General features: G+C 39.0%; 24 protein-coding genes. 10 read left to right on the forward strand and 14 right to left on the reverse strand.

All coding sequences use genetic code 11. The features are described from left to right. Positions 1–217 precede the first annotated feature (217 nt). From pncA to IEV17_RS08335, 3 genes are all read left to right on the forward strand, one after another. Positions 218–850 carry a bifunctional nicotinamidase/pyrazinamidase gene (pncA, locus tag IEV17_RS08325; RefSeq protein ID WP_004659753.1) on the forward strand — a complete coding sequence of 211 codons (633 nt, stop codon included), beginning with the start codon at positions 218–220 and terminating at the stop codon, positions 848–850. Between the two features lie 91 nt (positions 851–941). Then, a complete protein-coding gene (locus IEV17_RS08330) occupies positions 942–1,406 on the forward strand; it encodes an Lrp/AsnC family transcriptional regulator (RefSeq protein WP_004659756.1) in 465 nt (154 codons plus the stop codon). 214 nt (positions 1,407–1,620) lie between these two features. Next, positions 1,621–2,259 carry a YitT family protein gene (locus IEV17_RS08335; protein ID WP_004659758.1) on the forward strand — a complete coding sequence of 213 codons (639 nt, stop codon included), beginning with the start codon at positions 1,621–1,623 and terminating at the stop codon, positions 2,257–2,259. Between the two features lie 57 nt (positions 2,260–2,316). On the opposite strand, the gene glmS is transcribed toward IEV17_RS08335, so the two are convergent. The 8 genes from glmS to IEV17_RS08375 all read right to left on the reverse strand — a co-directional run bounded on the left by glmS (position 2,317) and on the right by IEV17_RS08375 (position 10,549). Then, positions 2,317–4,155, reverse strand: a complete 1,839-nt coding sequence (glmS, locus tag IEV17_RS08340) for a glutamine--fructose-6-phosphate transaminase (isomerizing) (protein WP_004659759.1) — start codon at positions 4,153–4,155, stop codon at positions 2,317–2,319. A 12-nt stretch (positions 4,156–4,167) separates the two neighbouring features. Further along, a complete protein-coding gene (glmU, locus tag IEV17_RS08345) occupies positions 4,168–5,532 on the reverse strand; it encodes a bifunctional UDP-N-acetylglucosamine diphosphorylase/glucosamine-1-phosphate N-acetyltransferase GlmU (protein ID WP_004659760.1) in 1,365 nt (454 codons plus the stop codon). 22 nt (positions 5,533–5,554) lie between these two features. Then, the gene (locus IEV17_RS08350) at positions 5,555–6,076 is read right to left on the reverse strand and encodes a phosphatidylglycerophosphatase A family protein (protein WP_004659761.1); all 522 of its coding nucleotides are present in this window, start codon (positions 6,074–6,076) and stop codon (positions 5,555–5,557) included. Beyond that, on the reverse strand, positions 6,054–6,971 hold the full coding sequence (gene thiL, locus IEV17_RS08355; protein ID WP_004659762.1) for a thiamine-phosphate kinase: 918 nt from the start codon (positions 6,969–6,971) through the stop codon (positions 6,054–6,056). Before thiL ends, IEV17_RS08350 begins: the two co-directional genes overlap by 23 nt. A 15-nt stretch (positions 6,972–6,986) precedes the next feature. Then, positions 6,987–7,436: a transcription antitermination factor NusB gene (gene nusB / locus IEV17_RS08360; protein ID WP_004659763.1), complete on the reverse strand. Its 450-nt coding sequence runs from the start codon at positions 7,434–7,436 to the stop codon at positions 6,987–6,989. 3 nt (positions 7,437–7,439) lie between these two features. After that, positions 7,440–7,910 (reverse strand): 6,7-dimethyl-8-ribityllumazine synthase, encoded by a 471-nt coding sequence (gene ribH / locus IEV17_RS08365; protein WP_004659764.1) that lies wholly within the window; start codon positions 7,908–7,910, stop codon positions 7,440–7,442. A gap of 11 nt (positions 7,911–7,921) precedes the next feature. After that, on the reverse strand, positions 7,922–9,043 hold the full coding sequence (gene ribBA, locus IEV17_RS08370; RefSeq protein WP_004659765.1) for a bifunctional 3,4-dihydroxy-2-butanone-4-phosphate synthase/GTP cyclohydrolase II: 1,122 nt from the start codon (positions 9,041–9,043) through the stop codon (positions 7,922–7,924). 210 nt (positions 9,044–9,253) lie between these two features. Beyond that, positions 9,254–10,549 carry a hypothetical protein gene (locus IEV17_RS08375; RefSeq protein WP_171062394.1) on the reverse strand — a complete coding sequence of 432 codons (1,296 nt, stop codon included), beginning with the start codon at positions 10,547–10,549 and terminating at the stop codon, positions 9,254–9,256. Positions 10,550–10,617: 68 nt separating this feature from the next. Here IEV17_RS08375 and serB point away from each other — a divergent pair, with 68 nt between their 5' ends. The 3 genes from serB (at position 10,618) to IEV17_RS08390 (ending at position 13,207) form a co-directional block, all read left to right on the forward strand. Further along, positions 10,618–11,838, forward strand: coding sequence for a phosphoserine phosphatase SerB (serB, locus tag IEV17_RS08380; protein WP_004659767.1), 1,221 nt, complete (start codon positions 10,618–10,620; stop codon positions 11,836–11,838). A 405-nt stretch (positions 11,839–12,243) separates the two neighbouring features. Then, positions 12,244–12,579, forward strand: a complete 336-nt coding sequence (aciT, locus tag IEV17_RS08385; protein WP_004659768.1) for a ciprofloxacin tolerance protein AciT — start codon at positions 12,244–12,246, stop codon at positions 12,577–12,579. 148 nt (positions 12,580–12,727) lie between these two features. Next, positions 12,728–13,207 carry a hypothetical protein gene (locus IEV17_RS08390; protein WP_004659770.1) on the forward strand — a complete coding sequence of 160 codons (480 nt, stop codon included), beginning with the start codon at positions 12,728–12,730 and terminating at the stop codon, positions 13,205–13,207. A gap of 47 nt (positions 13,208–13,254) precedes the next feature. Here IEV17_RS08390 and dtd read toward each other — a convergent pair whose 3' ends face one another. After that, positions 13,255–13,695 carry a D-aminoacyl-tRNA deacylase gene (dtd, locus tag IEV17_RS08395; protein ID WP_004659773.1) on the reverse strand — a complete coding sequence of 147 codons (441 nt, stop codon included), beginning with the start codon at positions 13,693–13,695 and terminating at the stop codon, positions 13,255–13,257. A gap of 151 nt (positions 13,696–13,846) precedes the next feature. On the opposite strand from dtd, the gene pncB reads away from it, so the two are divergent. The 3 genes from pncB to asd all read left to right on the forward strand — a co-directional run bounded on the left by pncB (position 13,847) and on the right by asd (position 17,133). Beyond that, positions 13,847–15,061 (forward strand): nicotinate phosphoribosyltransferase, encoded by a 1,215-nt coding sequence (pncB, locus tag IEV17_RS08400; protein WP_004659775.1) that lies wholly within the window; start codon positions 13,847–13,849, stop codon positions 15,059–15,061. Positions 15,062–15,436: 375 nt separating this feature from the next. Beyond that, a complete protein-coding gene (locus IEV17_RS08405; RefSeq protein WP_004659777.1) occupies positions 15,437–16,285 on the forward strand; it encodes a sulfurtransferase in 849 nt (282 codons plus the stop codon). Continuing rightward, a complete protein-coding gene (gene asd, locus IEV17_RS08410) occupies positions 16,282–17,133 on the forward strand; it encodes an archaetidylserine decarboxylase (protein ID WP_004659779.1) in 852 nt (283 codons plus the stop codon). Before IEV17_RS08405 ends, asd begins: the two co-directional genes overlap by 4 nt. Before the next feature lie 92 nt (positions 17,134–17,225). On the opposite strand, the gene IEV17_RS08415 is transcribed toward asd, so the two are convergent. The 3 genes from IEV17_RS08415 to IEV17_RS08425 form a co-directional block, all read right to left on the reverse strand. After that, complete coding sequence (locus IEV17_RS08415) at positions 17,226–17,585, reverse strand: tetratricopeptide repeat protein (protein ID WP_004659781.1); 360 nt, start codon at positions 17,583–17,585, stop codon at positions 17,226–17,228. A gap of 466 nt (positions 17,586–18,051) precedes the next feature. Continuing rightward, a complete protein-coding gene (locus IEV17_RS08420) occupies positions 18,052–18,960 on the reverse strand; it encodes a LysR family transcriptional regulator (RefSeq protein ID WP_004659782.1) in 909 nt (302 codons plus the stop codon). 487 nt (positions 18,961–19,447) lie between these two features. After that, a complete protein-coding gene (locus tag IEV17_RS08425; protein ID WP_004659785.1) occupies positions 19,448–20,341 on the reverse strand; it encodes a LysR family transcriptional regulator in 894 nt (297 codons plus the stop codon). A 94-nt stretch (positions 20,342–20,435) separates the two neighbouring features. Here IEV17_RS08425 and IEV17_RS08430 point away from each other — a divergent pair, with 94 nt between their 5' ends. Continuing rightward, entirely contained in the window at positions 20,436–20,876 is a 441-nt protein-coding gene (locus tag IEV17_RS08430; RefSeq protein ID WP_004659787.1) for a PACE efflux transporter, read from the forward strand. Between the two features lie 138 nt (positions 20,877–21,014). Here IEV17_RS08430 and IEV17_RS08435 read toward each other — a convergent pair whose 3' ends face one another. Continuing rightward, positions 21,015–21,479 carry a DUF2147 domain-containing protein gene (locus IEV17_RS08435; protein ID WP_004659789.1) on the reverse strand — a complete coding sequence of 155 codons (465 nt, stop codon included), beginning with the start codon at positions 21,477–21,479 and terminating at the stop codon, positions 21,015–21,017. A 122-nt stretch (positions 21,480–21,601) separates the two neighbouring features. Beyond that, positions 21,602–22,960: a phosphate regulon sensor histidine kinase PhoR gene (gene phoR, locus IEV17_RS08440; RefSeq protein WP_004659791.1), complete on the reverse strand. Its 1,359-nt coding sequence runs from the start codon at positions 22,958–22,960 to the stop codon at positions 21,602–21,604. Position 22,961 lies beyond the last annotated feature (1 nt).

Raw genomic sequence — 22,961 nt, forward strand, 5'->3', positions numbered from 1 at the left:
TGATTGGTCATCCAACAATTCGATCGGGTTGAATGACAATTACGCAAATTATGACTGATCGGAGGCATAAGAACAATATGCTTTAGTCAAACTGTGGAAAACTTTAATTCATCTTTATCTTGAATCGTTTTCATCTTTTGTAAAAGTTAAAACATGAGTAGCCAGAACATAATCAGCAGGGTATTGTAAAAATACAAGTTTTAAATTGGAGCATGGTATGCAGATACAATCTCATCATGTCGCATTAATTGTTGTTGATGTCCAAAATGGATTTACTCCTGGGGGGAATTTGGCCGTTGCAAAAGCAGATCAAATTATTCCGATTATTAATCAACTTGCAAAAAAGTTTGAGCATATCGTGCTGACACAGGACTGGCATCCTGAGCAACATATTTCTTTTGCAGATAATCACGACAATAAAGTGCCGTTTGAAACCATTGAATTGCCGTATGGAACCCAAGTGTTATGGCCGAAACATTGTGTTCAAGGCACTCATGATGCGGAATTTCATCCTGATCTGGATGTTCCAACTGCACAACTGATTATTCGTAAAGGCTTTCATGCCGATATTGATAGTTATTCTGCTTTTATGGAGGCAGATCGTAAAACTCCAACGGGTTTGAAGGGTTATTTAACAGAACATCAAATTGATACAGTATATATTGTAGGGATTGCGACAGACTTTTGCGTGGCGTGGACAGCTTTAGATGCTGCACAGATGGGCTTTAAAACTTATGTCATTGAAGATGCCTGTAAAGCGATTGATTTGGATGGTTCACTACAAAGCGCGTGGCACAGTATGTTAGAGCAGGGGATTGAGCGTATTCAATCGACTACAATTTTGTCATAAGCTTGAGCCGCTTGATCCTAAGGCGTTAAACTTCTAAAACTGATAAATCAATATCAGTTAAACTCTAACTTCAGACAGAATTGAGCGTTTTATGTCAGTTGAACTTGATGATTTTGATCAGAAAATTATTCATTATTTACAAATGAATGGAAGATTAGCTAATCAAGAATTAGCAGAATTGGTGGGATTATCAACTTCTCAATGTTCACGTCGTCGTATTCAGCTTGAACAAAACAAAATTATAACGGGTTACTATGCGCAAATCGCATTAAGCGCAGATCCGACACCGATCATGGGTATTATTGAAGTGAAATTGCAAAACTACAATGATGCGACACACGATCGCTTTGTTGAGTTTCTTTTAAATGAACCTGCGGTGAAAGATATTCATAAACTCACAGGAAGTTATGATTTTGCACTGAAGGTTGCAGTCAAAAATTTAGATGAAATGGTCAAGTTGATTGGGATTTTGTCATCTAGTAACTTTGGCGTCAGTAATTTAAATACATCGATTGTGTTGGAAAAATTAAAAGAAAATGGGATCGCGATTAAGTAAAAAATCTTTCTCTTAGATGAATATCATTCAAACTGAGGCATTGGACTGTATTGCATAAAGATTATTCAAAAAAGAATATTTTGAGTATAAATTGCATTTATGGTGAAAATATAAGAATAAATTGCGAAATTTGAATAAAAATGATCAAATATGCCATATCTTTCTTTGAAAGATCTTTCTCCCTGCTGTTGTTCTCCTATTGAGTTGTATCCTTATGAATACCGATCAGAATATATCTTTGGTCAGTCCAGTCATGCCCGTGATTGACCAACACTCTAAGATTGAAGATGGATTGGCAATGTTAATTGGAACATTCATTCTATCGTTTGCCATGACTTTATTGCAGCAAGCAGGGATTATGACAGGTGGTACAGCGGGCTTATCGTTGTTGATCCACTATATTACCGACCTGAAGTTTGGCATCTTATTTTTCCTGATCAATATTCCATTTTATTATTTTGCTTATAAAAAAATGGGCATGGCATTGGTCGTCAAGACATTTATTGCCGTTGGATTATTAGCTGGTTTTACCGAAATTATTCCTCATTTTTTTCATTTATCTAGTGTAAATCCAATTTATGCTGCGATTTTTGCGAATGTGTTGATGGGGGTAAGCTTTCTGATTTTATTTCGCCATCGCTCAAGCTTAGGAGGAATCAACCTCTTAGTTCTATATTTACAAGAACGCTTTAAAATTCCAGCAGGTAAAGTACAGATGGGAATTGATGTTACCATCTTATTAGTTTCGTTGTTTTTCGTAGATTGGAAATTGATTCTAATTTCAATTTTAGGGGCTGTTATTTTAAATTCAATTATTCTTTTGAATCACAAAAGTAGTCGTTATGTGGCTTAAATCTGATCATCAATGGCAATAAAAAAGGAGGGCTAATCCTCCTTTTTTATTTTGTAATTATTCGACTGTTACGCTCTTGGCAAGGTTACGTGGCTGGTCAACGTCGGTACCACGTAATACAGCAACATGATACGAGAGCAATTGCACAGGAATACTATATACAATTGGTGCTAACCATTCATTGACAGCTGGAACATGAACGACATGTTGGCGATCTTTATCATGAATACCACTGTTTTCATCAGCAAAAACAAAGAGTTCACCACCACGAGCTTGAACTTCTTCCATATTCGATTTTAACTTATCGAGCATTTCATCTTGTGGAGCCAAGATCACGACAGGCATCTCATTGTCTACTAAAGCCAATGGACCATGCTTCAATTCACCAGCCGCATATCCTTCAGCATGAATGTATGAAATTTCTTTCAGTTTCAATGCGCCTTCTAGTGCGATAGGGAAGTGTGTGCCACGTCCTAAGAACAAGCAGTGGTTCTTTTCAACGAATAGTGCTGATAGACGCAGAATCTCAGTATTGCCTTGTAAAGTATCTAAAATTACTTTTGGGCAATGCCATAGCGCTTCTGTAATTTCATTCAATTGAGCATCTGCAAGACATTGTTTAACTTGACCAATTTTTAAGATCAACAACATCAATGCTGCAAGTTGAGTGGTAAAGGCTTTGGTTGATGCAACGCCGATTTCAGGACCTGCAAGCGTGAGTAAATGATGATCTGTTTCGCGAACCATTGATGAAGTGGCAACGTTACAAATGGTCATGGTACTAATGTCGATGTTCTGAGCTTGAGCACGTTTTTGTGTTTCGCGTAATGCAGCCAAGGTATCCGCAGTTTCTCCAGACTGAGAAATACAGATATACAGTGTATGAGCAACAATGACAGGCGTGCGATAACGGAATTCACTTGCAATCTCAACTTGGCAAGGTACACCAATCAATTGCTCGAACCAGTATTTTGCAATCATACCTGCATGGTAGCTGGTACCGCAGGCAATGATTTGTACTTGCTGAATTTTGTCAAAATCCGCATTGGCATGTTGAAGAAAATCTTCACGCAAATTATTGCCATTCAATGCTTGTGAAATCGTTTGTTGAATTGCTTCTGGTTGCTCATAAATTTCTTTGAGCATGAAATGCTTATATTCGCCTTTTGATGCATTGCTGACGGTTGCATCCAATTCTTTGATTGGACGTTCAACACGGGTTCCATTGACAAAAACTTCAATACTAGTACGTGTTAAGCGCGCAATATCACCTTCTTCGAGATAGACAAAGCGATTAGTAACAGGTAATAAAGCCAATTGGTCTGAACTAATAAAGTTCTCGCCAATACCTACACCGATCACCAATGGTGAACCTTCGCGCACAGTGATCAGTTCATCAGGGTGTGCGGTATGCACAATACCCAGCGCAAAAGCGCCTTTTAGGCGAGGAATAACTTTTTGTACAGCTTCAAGTAAGCTATCAGTTTGCTTTAAAGCATCGTTGACAAGATGAGCAACAACTTCAGTGTCTGTTTGTGAGGTAAAGATATAACCTAGCGCTTGTAATTCATCTTTAAGCTCTTGGTAGTTTTCAATAATACCGTTATGTACAACAGCTACATCACCTGAAACATGTGGATGAGCATTATTTTCAGTCGGTTTACCATGGGTTGCCCAACGGGTATGTGCAATACCTACATTACCAGTCAAATGCTGCTCAGATACTGCTTCAGCTAAATTTGCAACTTTACCTACACGACGTTCGCGTAAGATTTGTTGATTATTCAATAACGCTAAACCCGCAGAGTCATAACCGCGATATTCAAGACGTTTTAATCCTTCAATCAGAATATCAGTTACACATCGTTCAGCAACGCCACCAACAATACCACACATAATTTTATCCTCTTATTTTTTCAGCTTTTGGGGGCGCTGATAATTTGCTTTTTCAAACTGTTTTGATCGTTCGACAGCTAAACTATGCTCTGCCACATCTCGAGTTAAAGTTGAGCCTGCACCTGTGGTTGCACCTTGAGCAATTTTAATTGGTGCAACCAATGAGTTATTGGTACCAATAAATACATTGTCTTCAATAACAGTACGATGTTTATTTGCGCCATCATAATTACAAGTGATTGTCCCTGCACCAATATTACAATCAGCACCTATATCTGCATCACCTAGATAAGTAAAGTGATTGGCTTTAGAACCGAGTCCAATATTTGAATTTTTAACTTCGACGAAGTTGCCAATATGCACATCATTCGCAAGATTTGCTCCTGGGCGAAGACGGGCGAAAGGACCGATTTGGGTGTTTTCTCCAACGATCGCATTTTCAAAAATGCTATAGGCTTGAACTTTAGTGCCTGCCGCAATACGAGTATTTTTTAAAATACAGCCTGCGCCAAGTTGAACGTTGTCACCTAATTCGCAATCACCTTCAATAATGACATTGACATCAATTTGTACATCTTGACCACATTTCACAGTTCCACGTAGGTCAAAACGATTTGGATCAATTAAATGTACGCCTTGTTGCATCAATTCTTTTGCTTGTTGTTGCTGAAATTGACGTTCCAAAGTTGCAAGTTGTAGGCGGTCATTCACACCTTCAACTTCAAATTCAAGCTCAGGTTGAATTGAAGCAATTTCTAAGCCATCCGCAACGGCCATTGCCACGATATCCGTAAGGTAATATTCACCTTGAACATTGTTATTAGACAATTTTGGCAACCATTGATGTAATTTGGCATTACTTACACAATAAATGCCAGTATTAATTTCTTGTATTAGACGCTGTTCGTCAGTGGCATCTTTATGCTCAACAATCGCTTGAATCTTATCTGCTTGACGAACGATACGACCATAGCCTGTTGGATTTTCAACATTCAGGGTGATCATACCAATACCAGATTGGCTAGAAGCTTCAAGCAACTGTTCAAGGGTGCTTTGACGAACGAGTGGAACATCACCATATAAAATCAAAGAAATACCATCTTGAGGTAATACAGGGAGAGTCATTTGAACAGCATGACCTGTTCCTAACTGTTCTGCTTGTTCAACCCACTCTATTTGTTCAGCAGCAAAGCTTTGTTTAACTAGATCACCACCATGTCCATAGATCGTAATAATATTTTGAGCATGTAATTTTTTTGCAGTTTGAATCACATGTCCTAAAAGTGGACGACCTGCCAATGGTTGGAGAACTTTGGGTAGTTTCGAACGCATCCGCGTTCCTTTCCCTGCTGCAAGAATAATAACAGTTGTTGACATAACTAACCCTAATATCAATGGTTTAAGTCAAAAAATAAAAATGAATCATAAAAATACAAAGCGCAGCCCAAAGACCTGCAATGATGTCATCAAGCATAATCCCTAGACCACCAGTAACTTTTTGGTCTGCCCAACTAATCGGAAATGGTTTCCAGATGTCAAATATACGGAAAAAAATAAAACCGACAATGACCCATAACCAATTTAATTGCTGTAGATAGAGCAAGGGTAGGAGCGTAATAGATTGCCCTGCAAATTCATCCCACACAATTCGACCATCATCGTGTACATGAATGACTTTAGCTGTTTGCCCACAGATGTATATGCCCACCAAAGACATGATAAAAATTGCTAAAACACTCAAATTAAAACCGAGATATAACCATAATGGTGTAAATAACAATGCAAATGCAGAACCAAATGTTCCCGGTGCTTTAGGACTGAGACCAGAACCAAATCCAACCCCGCAGAAAACGATGCAGCGATCGAACCAAGTCATCTGTTTGAAGTGAATGGGAGGCTTATGCAAAATGTTGGTATCCATGAATTTGTAGTGGGCAATTTTCACCCATATACTCAAATAACAATCCAGTTTGTTGGGTAATTTTGCCGATTATTGTAAGCGGAATATCTAATTGTTGTCGCGACAGTTTTTCAAAATTTTGCGGTGATATTGTAAAACATAATTCATAATCATCACCGCCTGCGAGGGCATAATGCCAAGCTTGTCTCAAATCTATATTTTTTAGTGACTGATCTATCGGAAGCTGCTCAAGCTGTAATGTTGCACCTACTTTTGAGGCGTTCAGAATATGTCCTAAGTCTTGTGCGAGTCCATCTGAAACATCAATCATGCTTGAGGCTAAACCTTTCAGCTGTTGCCCTAAATGACAACGAGGTGTTGGATAATCTAAGCGTTGTTGCAGAGGATGTCCTAAGTGTTGTAATCCAAACGCAGCATCACCAATCTGCCCACTAATACAGACATAGTCACCCACTTGTGCACCAGCACGCGTGATGGCTTGACCTTGTTCAATCCAGCCTAAAGCGGTAACACTTATAGTGAGTTGGGTACTTTGAGTGGTATCGCCACCGATTAGGCTAACACCAAATTGATTGCAACAATCAAAAAGACCCTGACTAAATCCAGCCAACCAGTCATGATCAACGGTAGGGAGGCTGAGTGCGAGTAAAATACTATGTGGTTTTGCACCCATGGCGGCGAGATCAGATAAATTGACCGCGACACTTTTCCAGCCAATGGCATGGGCAGTGGTATCTAAGGGAAAATGTCGACCAGCAACCAATGTATCTGCACAGATCACGAGTTGTTGTGAAGAAGGAGGGGTGACGATGGCTGAGTCATCACCGATGCCTAAACTGACATCAGATTTTGATGTACGTTTAAAGTATCGCTCAATAATTGAAAACTCAGCCATGCAACATCAAGCCTATTATTTTGCTTGTTGTTTTTCAGCTTCACGAAGCTTTGATGAAAGACGGTCTAATACACCATTAATGTATTTATGGCTGTCTGCACCACCAAAGTGTTTTGCTAGCTCAATTGCTTCATCAAGTACAACACGGTATGGAACTTCGAGATGATCTCGTAATTCGTAAGCACCAAGTCGTAAGGTTGCAAGCTCTACACCATCTAGTGCAGTTAACTCACGATCAAGTACAGGGATAAGTAACTCATCTAAAGCTTCATGTTGAGCAACCACTTGAGTGAGCAATTCATGGTAATAGTTAAGGTCAACTTTGTGCATAGCATTTTCTACACGTGTACGTGCTTCAATCTCATGGACAGGGTTATGACTCATTTGCCATTCATAAATCCCTTGTACAGCAAAACGACGTGCTTTGCGTTTCGCTGCATAAGCGGCCTGAAGTGTTTGCGACATGCTTTAAATTGCCTTTAATAAGTTAACCATTTCGATTGCAGTCAATGCAGCTTCGCTACCTTTGTTTCCTGCTTTCGTACCTGAACGTTCGATTGCTTGTTCAATGCTGTCAGTAGTTAAGACACCATTGATCACAGGCATTGTGCTTTCAAGTGCAACTACACCTAAACCTTTCGCACATTCACCTGCAACAAAATCAAAATGTGGTGTGCTACCACGGATCACTGCACCGAGTGCAATGATGGCATCAAATTTGTTTGAGGCCGCTAATTTTTTTGCAACGATAGGAAGTTCCCACGCACCTGGTGCGTGAATAACAGTAATCGCATCTTCTGAAACGCCATGACGTTTTAAAGTGTCGATCGCGCCTTCAAGTAAATGTTCAACCACGAAGCTGTTGAAACGTCCTACTAAGATCGCATAACGACCTTCGCTTGCGAGATGTAATAAACCTTCAATTCGGCGAATTGCCATAGCAACCTCGATTATTTTGCTGTGATTTGATCGGCAGTGATATATTCCACTACCTCTAAATGGAAACCAGATAAAGCATTGAAACGAAGCGGAGAACTCAGAAGCTTCATTTTTTCAACACCTAAATCTCGTAAAATCTGCGCGCCAACACCAATCGTCTGGTATTGATGCGAAAGTGCTGCATTAGACTTAAGCGGTTTTGGTTGATTTAACTGCTCTAAGGCATGTCCTAGATCTTCTAAATGATCTTGACCAATCCATACCAATACACCGCGATCGCTTGCAGCAATTGTTTTCATTGCTAGATCTAAATTCCACGCTGCCGAACCATCGGCCTTATTTAATTTTAATAAGTCGCGAACAGGATTAAAACCATGCACACGAACAGTGGTGATGCCTTGTTTCGGTTCGCCTTTTACTAAAGCTAAATGGATATCTGGATTACCAATTTCACGGTATTTATACAGTTCAAATGTACCGTATTCTGTATCAATGCTTTCTTGAGACAAACGTTCAACAGTTTGTTCATTAGTCATGCGGTAATGGATCAGATCCGCAATCGTACCGATTTTTAAGCCATGTTTCTCTGCGAACACTTCTAAATCAGGGCGACGAGCCATGGTGCCGTCATCATTAATAATTTCACAGATAACAGAGGCAGGCTCTAGACCTGCTAAACGGGTGAGATCACATCCTGCTTCCGTATGACCTGCACGGTGCAGTACGCCGCCCGGTTGAGCCATCAATGGGAAAATATGACCAGGTTGAACGATATCACTTGGTTTAGCATGTGCTGCAACTGCGGTGCGAATCGTATGCGCGCGTTCAGCAGCGGAGATACCGGTACTGATCCCTTCTGCTGCTTCAATCGACAGCGTGAAGTTAGTGGCATGTTGTGCACCGTTTTGATCTACCATTAACGGTAAATTAAGCTGTTTACAGCGATCACGGCTCAAAGTTAGGCAAACTAGGCCGCGTGCATGCGTAATCATGAAGTTAATATCTTCAGGGCGAACATGCGTTGCAGCGATGACTAAGTCACCTTCATTTTCACGATCTTCATCATCCATTAGGATGACCATTTTGCCTGCACGAATATCTGCGACAAGCTCTTCAACACGACTCAGCGGCATTCGCTTTCACCTTTTATGCTGCCTTTTAGGGCACTAGTATTCGATAAATCTGGTGTAGTTTACCGTATTTTAATAAATTTCGCCTGTGCTTCTTTATCAATTAAAAAAGTGAATCAAGCAAATAATAAAGCAACGCTTTATCCTAATGGGCATTTATAGCCCTCTAAGGGAGCGTTGCATTTTGAATTTGAACCGATACATTCGATCGACCTAAGATTCAGTCGAAGCTTTTACTTTTTTACCCATCAAAATTTCAGTGCGCAGGTTTTGTGCTACGGTGGCACATTGCTCATTCATCCCATTAATCATAAAGGCATGACGAGTCATAATACTACTCGGATTTGGCATCACAACTAATTCATAACTGTTTTGAACCGTTTTGAGTTGCTCATGATTGAGGTGTAAAGCTGCTTCTTTGGCATGTAAGTGTTGAGTTAAGCGCTTGGCTGCTTCAATGGCATCTAATTGCATCGCGTCTACAGCACTAGCAACCGCACCGCGTGTTTGTAGTGCAAAACGTTTATCTTCACGATAACGCTTATATAAAACATCTGCCAATAACTGGAAAACAGCACCAATCATCATCAGGCATTCTAATGCATGAGGATGTTCTGATGTCGTCGACAAGGTTGCGCCCTCGGCATTAAATTCTTGAACGACGTTCATTTGTGCAGCGTCGAGTTGGTAATGTTTCGCACAAAGATCAATGCTTTTATCCAAGAACAATTGACAGAGTTTAAAATAAGGCACAGAAACCGATTGATTGACACTGCTCAACAGTTGTTTTGGATCATAAAACTGGATATTCAATGCGACGGTTTGATGATCTAAATTGACTTGTTGATCTGTTGAAGCTTTTTCAATACGTGATTTTGGTTGTGCTTTTGCCTGTTGTTGTGCTTGTGCAACTAACGTGACTGTATTTTGCTTCTCAAGTGCGAGAGCCTGAGTTAAACGTTGAATTTCATGTTTAAGATGATTTTCTTGGTTAATACGAGCTAAATATTCACTACGTGTTGGACGTGCAATGGCACGATACGCCAACCAAATCAACCCATGAATAAATAAAGATGCCAAAATCGCCAGCCACTGCGTGCGTAAGATTTCACCAATACTTGGTTGGATAAGCGTAATTTCAACCGTTCCAACTTTCTTTTCATTTTGTAGTGCATCTCGAACAAAGACTTCACCTTGACGCGTCTTTGCCATACCACTGGTTGCAAGGACTTGTTTATTGGCATCTAAGATACGAATTGAAGCAATACTGGGGTTGGTAGCATAGCGATTGGCAACCAACGCTAATGAGACGGTATTGGCAGGTTCCAACTCTGAAAGACTATCCGCCACTAACTGACTGGTCATCAGTTGTCCTTGGCTGGCGCGATTTTCATTGAGTTGATGTGTCGTTGCAATCACCAATAAAAAGGTATGCAATGCAAAACTTACAATTAGTAGGCTAGCAAATAGCCCTTGGCGAGGCGCATTCAAGTTAAACTTCCAAGGCAAATAGATTTAGGTTGGGTTATGTTATGATTCTTACATACAATAGTTGTCGCTCAAACACGAGTCAATTCATGCGTGAAATCATTCTTATATCCTTTTTAGGACCAGATCAACCGAATCAGTTTACTCGATTAATGCAGGTACTTTCCGTGCATTCTTTGCAAATACTCGATGTGGGTCAGGCTGTTATCCATAATCAACTCACTTTAGGAATTGTTGTTGCTTCGGATAATGAGACTGCAACAGCATTAGCAATGAAAGAGATTTTGATTTTAGCACATGATATTGGCTTAACTGTGCGATTTAAACCAATCTCCAACGCAGAATATGATCAATGGGTGAGTGAAGGTGGGCGTACACGTTATATCGTGACGGCACTTGCCCCTGAGCTTACCGCTGCGCATTTGCAGGCAGTCACTAAAATTGTATCGAGTCAGGGCTTCAATATTGAAACAGTAACACGCTTATCTGGTCGTTTAGATCTCGATGCAGAAAGCCAATTTCCACGTCGTGCCTGTGTTCAGTTTGGCTTAAGTGGACAAATGTTGGATGCACAAGCGATGCGAGCTGCATGTTTGAGTTTGTCAGGTGAGCTGAATATTGATGTGGCGGTACAAGAAGATAATGCTTACCGTCGTAATCGGCGTTTGGTTTGTTTCGATATGGACTCAACTCTGATTGAACAAGAGGTGATTGATGAATTGGCGCTAGAAGCAGGTGTCGGTGAACAGGTCGCTGAAATTACTGAGCGTGCTATGCAAGGTGAACTCGATTTCCAACAAAGTTTTCGTGCACGTGTTGCATTGTTAAAAGGCTTGGATGCTTCGGTATTACCTAAAATTGCAGAACGTTTAACCGTGACGGAAGGGGCGGAACGTTTAATATCGACACTGAAAGCATTGGGGTATAAAACTGCAATCTTATCGGGTGGTTTTCAGTATTTTGCTGAATATTTACAAGCAAAGCTCGGTATTGATGAGGTACATGCCAATATTTTAGATGTACAAGACGGGTTGGTGACAGGTGAAGTCAAAGGTGCGATCGTGGATGGCGCACGTAAGGCTGAATTATTGCGTCAATTGGCAGACAAAATGGGAATTTCATTAGAGCAGGCGATGGCTGTTGGTGATGGTGCTAATGATCTACCAATGCTATCAATCGCAGGTTTAGGCGTGGCGTTCCGCGCTAAACCACTTGTTCGTCAAAATGCGAATCAAGCGATTTCGAGTGTAGGTTTAGATGGCGTTTTGTACTTATTGGGTATGCATGATAAAGATTTAAATCGTGCTTAACACGCGAGTTCTTAGACGTAAATAAAGCCGCTTTCGAAGCGGTTTTATTTATTCTACAAGCGTCATTAATTCGTCATATTTATGTCTAAATGTATAGAAAAACAACGATAAAAAAATTCTGAAAAAAGTTTCTGAATGATTAAAAAGAGCGATATTTTTTTGTAATGACACGCCGCAATTGATGCTATATAGCACTTTGAGACTTTTGTAATTTAAAAAAATGTAATGACAAAAGCATATTGCGACACCTTGTGTCGTATGGTTAATTTCAAGCTCTTTTTTTCTATAAAAAACCCTCCATAATGCATAAAGACGTTAATGCAACACCGAATACTGTTTAGAGATTACAGAACAAATATGAGGTTTGGACACGATCCAAACCACCTTTTAAAGACGGAGGTTTCTATGGAAGCAGCGAATTTCACCATGTGGGTTGGATTTGGCTTAATCGCTGTCGCAGTTATTGCTGTTTTCTTTTCTCCTTATCGTCGTTGGTTAGGCTTTATGCTAGCGGGTATGTTGAGTTGGGGACTATTAGAAGTGGTGCGCTTTGGTATGCAAACCATGTTCGAAATGTCGGTCGCCTATAGTTATTTGACAGCCCTGAGCCTTGCGATGGTAACGGTTACATTCATACTTTTACGTGAAGACAAACAAACACAAAAGCAATTGGCGAAACGTCAGTATATTGAACATACGCCAGTCTACAAGGATGACCAACAACAATGTTCTAGCCGATAATTTATAATAATTTGAACTACATCAAAGGCATGCTCAGCATGCCTTTTTTGTGCTAACTTTCTGCAACAAAGCTTTTACAGACATATCGACAATTGTGCTAGGATACGGTTGTCTTAATTTTCATCATTATACTGTAGGCATAAATGTCATGAAGCTTTCTTCTTTACCTGTGATTCAGTTACCGATCGTTGATGTAAGCACTGACCCACTTGATCTATTAGTGGCAGGTTTGGCGTTACGTATGAAGCAATTGGCACGTACGAGCCCGAAGTTTATTGAATTGGTTCATGACCGTGAATTTCGTATTCAAATTGGTACAGATTTAGGTTTGGCACGCCAGATTATTGTTAATCGTGGCAAAATTGATACGGTTGCGGGTAGTCCTGAAAAAGCTGATTTTATTTTGCAATTTGCTTCAAGTGAGCAAGGTGTAAAAACTTTGGTGAAGGGTGATCCAACTGCATTCATGACAGGTATGCAAGATGGCAGCATTAAAATGGAAGGTGACTTCAGCTTGTTAGTTTGGTTTAACCAAGCAGCTAAATTGATTCCACCGAAAGTGCCAAAACCAGTAAAAGAAAAAATTCGCCAAGCACGTGCATTTATTAAAGAAAAAACAGGTAAATAAACCAACCTGAAAAAAACTCCCTAAAAGGGAGTTTTTTTATGTCTCATTTATTCAATTTCTAAATTAAAAGTCACAGGTCCGTCATTAATTAAATGGACTTTCATATCAGCAGCAAAAATACCTGTTTGGACATGAGTAAATTGTTGACGCGCATACTCAACCAATTGCTCATACAAAGCTTTCGCTTCGGCTGGCGGCATGGCAGGTCCAAAGTCAGGACGTAAGCCTTTTTGTGTTTGCGCCATCAAAGTAAATTGTGAGACCAATAAAAGTCCCCCTTGAGCTTGGCTTAGATTCCACCCCATTTTGCCTTGTTCATCATCAAATATTCGATATTTTAAAATCTTATCAATGAGCTTTTGTCCTTGCTCTAAAGTATCGCTTTTACCTAGACCTAAGAATACGAGTAAGCCATGCTGAATTTCGCCAGTGGTTTGACCCTCAACCACGACTTTCGCTTCTAGAACTCGTTGAATTAATGCGCGCATAAGATTAAAAAATAGGTGAAATAGAGTGAGGCAGTGTAACAGACACCGCATATAAAAATGAGTTGTGCAGCAAAAGTCTACTATTCAATATGAGTCAATTGATTGTATAACAATAGCTATTATGCAAAAGAATCGGTTATAACCATCCGCTATGTCTGCCATTATTCGATCTTTACTCGACACTGACTTATATAAATTCACCATGCTACAAGTGGTGCTGCATCAATTTCCACAGACGCATAGCGTGTATTTATTTCGCTGTCGAAACTTAGAAGATACGGTTTATCCTTTGGTTGAGATTCTAGAAGATCTGAATCATCAGCTTGATTTACTCTGTGAATTGCGTTTTGCTGAAGATGAGTTGCAATATCTTCGTTCTTTACGTTTCATTAAAAGTGATTTTGTTGATTACCTTGAATTATTCCAGCTAAAAAGACGTTTTATCCAAGCCAGTATTGATGAATCGGGTCGGTTAGATATTCGGATTGAAGGGCCAATGGTTCAGGCCATGATGTTTGAGATTTTTGTATTGGCGATCGTTAATGAGTTGTATTTCCGCCGTATCCGTAGCGAAGAAGTATTGGCGGAAGGTGAACGTCGCTTACAACAGAAATTACTTCAGTTAGAACAATATGCTAAAGAACAAAAAGAGAGTGATCCACCATTTTTAGTTTCGGATTTTGGCACACGCCGTCGTTATAGTTTTGAATGGCAAAAACATGTGGTACAAGCCTTTCATGCGGTTGCACCAAAAGTGTTTCGTGGAACCAGTAATGTTCTACTTGCTAAAGAGCTGGGTATTAGCCCAATCGGCACGATGGCACATGAGTTTTTACAAGCGTTTCAAGCTTTAGATGTCCGATTACGTAATTTTCAAAAAGCGGCTCTAGAAGCATGGGTGCAAGAATATCGTGGTGATTTAGGCATTGCTTTGACCGATGTAGTCGGGATGGATGCTTTTCTACGTGATTTTGATTTGTACTTTGCCAAACTCTTTGATGGCTTACGTCATGACAGTGGTGATCCCTACGAATGGGGGGATAAAGCGTATGCGCACTACCGCAAATTAAAAATTGATACCAAAACCAAAATGCTGACCTTTAGTGATGGTCTAAATTTAGAAAAAGCATGGCTATTGCATCAACATTTTAAAGATCGTTTTCAAGTCAGTTTTGGCATTGGGACAAATCTGACCAATGATATGGGGCAAAAGCCTTTAAATATTGTATTGAAGTTAGTTGAGTGTAATGGTCAATCGGTGGCCAAAATTTCCGATAGTTCGGGCAAAACCATGACAGACAATGAAACTTTCCTTGCATATTTAAGACAGGTGTTTGAGATTGAACAGAACAAAGTTAGTGTCTAAGCAAACAAGTTGATAGGATGGTGGTGATGGCGGTGTCTTACTGGGCATTTTTTAAATATTAGGTTCGACCTTCGGTTCGACCTACTTTTCTTTCGGGAAAAGTAGGCAAAACCATTGTCATCCACAAAACCTGTTCACTTCCTTCTTCTATTTTTATATTTCGCAGAAACAATATCTTGTAGATATTTCGCAGGTTGTGGATGACGTTTTCGAGTATCCAATTTAATGGATAGGTTATATTAAATCTCAAAAGCATTATGGATATTCGTCAGACAGTATATCTACTTTTCTGCTAATTGAATGCAAAAAATCAGACAAAGATAAAAAGTCGGCTATGTTAAAATTGATTCAATGCGGATAGAAAATAGCATAAAAATGACTGATGTAGATTTTAAACTGGGTTTACTGATTGAGCCTGAAGAACTTGTACCTTATTTAGGACATGAGCTGATTCGTGTCGTTGATTTAAGCCGAGCATCGGTTTATGAACAATTGCATATTCCTCATGCCATTCATTTACAGCCTAAATTCTTGGTTGCACAGCATGAACAGGCGAATGGGGTATTACCTGATTTAGCAGGTTTACAAGCTCTCGTCGAAAAATTAAATATTTCATCTCAACATCATATTGTCGTTTATGACGATGAAGGTGGTGCGTGGGCAGGGCGTTTAATCTGGAATTTACATTGTCTTGGTTTTAACCGCACCAGTTTGATTAATGGAGGGATTCATGCTTGGTTGGGGGCAGGCTTACCAACCACAGCCGATATAGATAAAGTCACCCCTGTGAATGAGCTTGTGCAAGTTAATTTGAATAGCGTGCAACAGTATAGAGTTGAATACAATGAATTACTTCAGCAGGTTCAAGAACAAAATATTCAGCTCTGGGATTGTCGCACTCATGAAGAATATACTGGACTACGTTTAGCTGCGCGACGCGGTGGTCACATCCCAAATGCATTGCATTTTGAATGGAGTACTGCCCTAAACCGTGAAAATCATCTAAAATTACACCCGCTTGAACGCACTCAACAACGTTTAGAACAATTAGGCTTTAATTTACAACAACCTGTGGTGGTGTATTGTCAGTCACATCATCGTTCGGGTTTGGCGTATATATTGGCAAGATTGCTCAATTGGCAAGTCAGAGCCTACGATGGTGCGTGGAGTGAATGGGGCAATCGCCTCGATAGTCCTATTATTTCAGGGGAGTCACCGTCTTGAGTTTTTCAGCAGATTTAAAAAAACAACTTTTTATCAAAGCACAAAATTTAGTACCGCAACATCAACTGAGCCGTGTCATTGGTAAAGTTGCCGCAAGTGAAAATGTTTTGGTGAAAACTGCTGTGATTCAAGCATTCAAAGCAAAATATGGCATTGATATGAGCATTGCCGAACAAACTAATCCGAATCAATATAAATCATTTAATGAATTTTTCACTCGTGCATTAAAACAAGGTGTACGTGGTGTAGATGAACAAGCGGATAGTATTGTTTGCCCTGCGGATGGTGCGATTTCACAGTTGGGTAAAATTGAAGCAGGTGATATTTTTCAAGCCAAAGGTCAAAGTTTTTCTGTTGAGAAATTAATTGGCGATCCACAACTGGCAAAACCATTTATTGATGGTCAGTTTGCAACAGTTTATTTGTCACCGAAAGATTATCATCGTGTACATATGCCATTGGCTGGCACGTTGACCGAAACGTTATATATTCCAGGTGAGTTGTTCTCAGTCAATCAAACTACAGCTGAAAATGTACCAGGTTTGTTTGCACGTAATGAGCGCATGGTGTGTTTGTTTGATACTGAGCTTGGTCGTATGGCAGTGGTTTTGGTCGGTGCAATGATTGTGGCGGGTATTGAAACTGTTGCGACAGGTAAAGTAAAACCAACAGGTCGTGTTGAATTACAACATCACCAAATGCAGTTAGATAAAGGGGCCGAGTTAGGTCGTTTCTATTTAGGTTCTACTGCTGTGGTCTTATTTGAAAAAGATAAAATGGTGTGGGAAGAGCAGTTTAAAGCGAACTCGACTGTGGTGATGGGTGAGCGTTTAGGCCATTCGGTTTAATTAATAAAATTTTAAAAAGCCCCTAGATAGGGGCTTTTTTACGTATTTCGTATAAGGCGTATTCTGTTAATTTTAGATAAAGTTAAAAATTATTACAGTCCTGAAAGCACCAATTTTGCTTGTGAATGCCCATTACTAGCGGCTTTTCTGTACCACTCAAATGCCTTTTTGTCATCTTTTTCTACACCTTGACCATTCTGATATAGCGATCCAAGATTATACTGTGCTTGAGCATTACCTTGATTAGCCGCCTTGCTATACCATTCAAATGCTTTTTCATAATTTTGTATAACATCTTGGCTATTTTGATATACCCAGCCCAAGTTATATTGTGCTAGCACATCACCATTTTCAGCTTTTCTTAATAAATCATTTGAAAATTTTGGATTCGCCAAAGTTTCCATAGAGAAGATTAGTCCTAGAACAACAGATACAAATTTGAAAAATTTCATTTTATGCCTTCAAATCAAAGTTATATTTAATTCGTTATTTTATTAATAATACTTTATTAAGATGAAAAATTAGAGTGATTTAACATAATGGTCATTATGCGAAACCACATTTAAAAAATATTTAAAATCAAAAAACTTAAATTTTTCTGCACCCTAAAAACACTAAAAAACCGACTTCGACACATATTGGCTGCTTTTTAAGTAATTCTGATATTTCTTGCCAAGCATAAAACTAACCCTGTACGCTTTTTCTTACAGCAATTCCAGTCAATGACCCATATTCGTACCGATCCAAATCACCTAATATCAACTCATCGGGAACAGGAAGTTCCAAAACATAAAACAAGAATGATAAGTTTGAGCATCAGGACGTGAGGTAGGACAGGAGTTATACCTAAAGTGCGAAATACGAAAAAGCCCGACAGGATGTCGGGCTTTTTCATTTGATCTGAAACTCAGTAAGTTCTTAAAAGTTCATCTGCTTAGCATTGTAATAAGCATGAATAGCATCTGCGCAACTGTTAATGATTGGGTCTTCATTCTTTTTCCAGATTAATCTAACTTCACTTAATGCATTTTCATCATGAATAGGAATCAGTCTGACATTATTTGGAAGAATCACTTTAAATTCCTCAGGTACGATACAAATGCCAAAGTCATTGGCGACTAATTCCAGTTGAGACCTTTTTCTCGAATAGATTCTTGTTCTTTTGGGAGTAAAACCATTAACCAAACATAAATTAGCAGCCAGATAACTTAGCCCACCACGCCCTTTATGAGGCACAGAAACAAAATTAAGTTGTGCTAACTCACGAATCGTCACACTCTCTTTTTCGTAGAAAAAGGAGTCTGAGCTATGAGTAGCCACATATAGGGGTGCAGTGTATAAACTGATTGAATTTACATCATTTAGATTGTGATAAATCGGCGGGCGAATAAAGCCCAAATCAATGCTGCCATTTAATAAATATTCGAGCTGTAGTTCAGATGATAAAGTATTCATTTCAATATCAATCAAATGTGTATCACACAACTGCTCAAAGATTTCGAGCTTATTTTGATCAAGCACAATACTACTAGAATGTGCGATTTTAATAATTCTCCCTTCACCGCGACTAATACTTTGAGCACTCACAATCGAGCTTTTTAAATGATCAAGGTTGGTCTTTAAACTTTTATATAGTGCTTCACCTGCAGGGGTGAGCCTTATTTTTTTCTCTGAGCGATCAAAAATTTCAAAGCCCAGTTCTTCTTCTAAATTTTTAATTTGCCTGCTGAGAGCTGATTGGGCAATAAAAAGCTTTTCTGACGCTGCGATAAAGCCACCAGTTTCAACGATCGTGATTAGATAATTGAATTGTTTTAATGTCCACATATCTCAAAATTAGATCATTGCTTGTTTTTTCTATATTAGATTAGATGGTAAAAATCTTATACCTTTTTTATAGATTCTTTATTTGAGTAACTGAAGATGACTATGACAAAGAAAATATTAATATTGATCGCTTTTGTTATCATTTGTCTGCTCGCTCAAAGCTATGATGCTTATATGGGAATGACGAATTCAATAGATCATATGAATTTATTGGGTGATTGACAGCATTCATTTAAGTTAAAGCTTAGATTTAATCTATTTGATAAATGGATCTAAGATTTAATCATGTACGCTTTTTCTTACAGTGATTAAGGTGAATATCCCATTTGCAGCTTTAATTGAATTGTCTAATATGAACACATGAAGAACAGGAAGTTCTAAAACATAAAACAAGAATGATAAGTTTGTGCATCAGGATGTGAGGTATGACAGGAGTTGTACCTAGTGAAAGGAATATGAAAAAAGCTCGACAGGATGTCGGGCTTTTTTATTCGATTTGAATTTGTTTTGCCCAAAACTCAATAAGAAATTGCAGAGATTGGCTGAGCGGTTTGTAGCTTGGCCAAATCGCATGAATCGGCATATCTAACCCATTAGTCGTATCACTAAATGCTAAACGAGTTAAACTTTGCTGGTTAAAATGCTCTTTCACAACAGAAAGGGGAAAATTTCCCCAACCTAATCCTTGTTCGACCATCTGAATTGCCATCGACAAATTATCAGTCGTCCAATAGGTTTCAGAAACCAGAATGCGTGGATCGGGTAAAGCATAATGTTTACTCGCGACAATAATTTGCCTTAATTCAGACAGCGTAGTGAGTTCATTGCGCTGTTGTTCTTTCAATTTCTGTGCATTGAGGGGTGAAATGGCTGCTACAAACTTTTCCATCGCTAATAATCGAAAACGTTGGTTGGTATCAATACTTGAAGAACTATATGCAACATATAAGTCAATTTCATTTTTTTCTAGGCGCTCTTTTAATTCTTGTTGAGGCGCTGAAACCATTTCAATATTGAGTAGTGGATAACGTTGAATCAGTTGTTCAATTCCCGCTAATAAAAATTTTTGGTTAACGTCTGCCGCAACCCCAATCGAAATATCAGTTTCGAGTCCCATCGAAAGCTCGCTTAAATGCATTTCAAGTTGGCGCATTTTGGTGACAATCAATCGAGCATGCGGTTCAATTGAAAGAGCGACTTCGGTAGGGGCGAGATGATTTTTACTGCGCTCAAATAATTTTAAATTCAATTCAGCTTCGAGGTTCGCTATCGCCATGCTGACAGCTGAGGGCACTCGATTCAAGGCACGTGCTGCTGCGGAAAAATTACCACGATCAATGATTTCAAGAATCAACTCTAACTGATCACTGCTGAGCTTCATGACAATTTCCTTGTCAGTAAATCTGATGACGATTGACTTTTTTTATCAAATTGAAAGCGTAAAATCCACTCATTATTGATTTTAAGGTGTGGTCATGCAAGGAACCAAGAGAAGAGTCACCTACGTATTTTTCTATGAAGTTTTTAGCTTTTTCATCTGCGCGATGGTGCTGGCTGTACTTTCGGATACAAGCATAAGTCATACAGGACCTTTGTCGATCTTGATTGCTGTGATCGCAGTGACGATCAATTACTTTTATAACCATGTATTTGAGATGTGGGAAAAAAAGCAGATCTCCAAAAAACGCACAGTAATGAGACGGGTAGTACATGCCATCGGCTTTCAGATTGTTTTAGTGATGATTTTGATTCCACTGATTGCATGGTGGATGCAGATCAGTTTAATAAAAGCATTTTTGTTAGATTTCAGCCTGATGGTTCTGATACCTTGTTATACCTTTGTTTATAATTATGTTTTCGACCATATTTTTGGTTTACCCAGTCATTTGGTGGAGTCGAAAACTGTATCTGTTTAAGTCATTCCTTCATTTGAAATGTATTTTTATCTATGTGTTATTTATCTCAAAATCACAGAATTATTTGAGAAAAGAGCGTATTTATATACGCTCTTTTTGATGGATTTTTAATCTAATTTTGAAAGGGAGATTTCTAATTTAGAGACGAATCCACGTCATATTTCTAAACGTATTATTATTCGGGTTTTTAGCATTTATCGTGAGCATTTTACCTGTTTTGCTTAAACGCGCATTCAAACTATATTTATATCCATCATAAGGATTTATCCATACACCTTGTCCAAATTCTTCATTTATATTCAGCATTTTAAGATTACTCAGTACTTCCATACCAATAACCGGCTGATTTTTTAAAGCACCAGTACAAGGGGTGCATAGTGTAGGAATCGCCTCTTTACCTTGAGGGTACATTTTCACAATGACAGCACTGTATTGTTCAGTTTTAGAATTACGTCTGATCACAATATCAGATAGATAAGAACCACTCCGTTCGTCTACCACTTTCCAAGTGCCGATCAATGGATCAGTGGGCATTGCGATCGCTGAAAATGAACTACTTAAGCCTAGGAGAAAGGCGAAACTACGAAAGAAATGAGAATTCATAAAATATATTACGTCTAAAGAGGAATGTGTGAGCAGTGAAATTAATCAAAATATTATTATATTATTATTGTAATTAAATTGTAATATCAAATATTTAGGGAGCAATTTTAGCTCCCTCTATTTTAACCTATACGATACAAACGTTCTTTGGGAAAGACAGCGGTAAAGGTTGAGCCTTCGTTTTCTTTGGAGCTAATTTCTAAATGGGCACCATGTTGCATTAACACATGTTTGACAATTGCTAAGCCTAAACCGGTTCCCCCTGTCTGACGGCTACGTGCGCTGTCAACACGATAAAAACGCTCAGTTAAACGGGGTAGATGTTTTGGATTAATGCCAATCCCATTGTCTTGTACGGTAAAGTAAGCGTGATCACCATCTTCATGCCAGCCAATCGTAATAATGCCGCCTTTCGGCGTGTATTTAATTGCATTGGTGATTAAATTACTAAACGCACTGGCAATTTCCATATCAGAGCCGATTAAATCACAATGACTGTCGATATCTAAATTTAAAGTATGACCATAATCGAGATTATAAGCACGCGCATCATCAAATAATTGATTCATCAAATTTGCCATGTCAATAATTTGATTTTTTGCGACTTTTTTATTGTTTTCTAAATTGGATAAAAGCAATAAATCATTCACCAATGCATTCATACGTTTGGTTTGTGATTGCATTTGAGTGAAAGCGCGTTTCCAGCGAGGAGTAATGTCATCTTGATCGATAAATGTTTCGATATAACCACTCAATACGGTGAGCGGTGTACGTAATTCATGAGAAATGTTGTCCACGAAGTCTTTACGCATTTGTTCAAGATTATGTACGCGAGTGGTGTCATATGCCACCAATAAGCGGCTTTCGCCACCAAAACGAGTCAACTTCACTTGCACATATCGGTCTTCGTCCATTTGAGCCTGTAAACGGATACCATCAGGTGCTTGATCGATATGATTAAAATATTCAATAAAGCTGGGTTGACGCAAAATAGCCAGTAAATTACGTCCGCGATCCAAAGGATTGATGCCCAATAACTTCTCGGCAGCAGGATTCCACCATTCAATCTGATGTTGGTCATCAATCAAAACGACAGCTTCAGCCAATGCAACCAGAGATGATTGTGCACGATCAATCAAACCTACCATTTCGGCTTGAACGATACGTTCTTGTCGCTGCGCTCGATAGACATTAAATAATAATGCACCCCAAATACCGCTTAGATTTGGGGGAACATCATAGGGACGATTTGAGATCCACTCATTGACTAAATACAGTGAGCGGAGTTGGAGTATAAAAAAAACGACAAACGCGACAAAAATACAGCTCCAAAAGTATCCAACCCCAAATCCAATTAAGCTCGCAATCAATAAGAAAAAAAGTAGCAGTCTTAGATCTTGTTTTGCAAACGTCCATAAATTGCTGTGACGGAAACGTTGATGTTCACGTGCCAATTCAGGGACGGGATAAGGTTCATACATA

It is taken from the genome of Acinetobacter modestus (genome assembly GCF_014636095.1).
GTDB classification, from domain to species: domain Bacteria; phylum Pseudomonadota; class Gammaproteobacteria; order Pseudomonadales; family Moraxellaceae; genus Acinetobacter; species Acinetobacter modestus.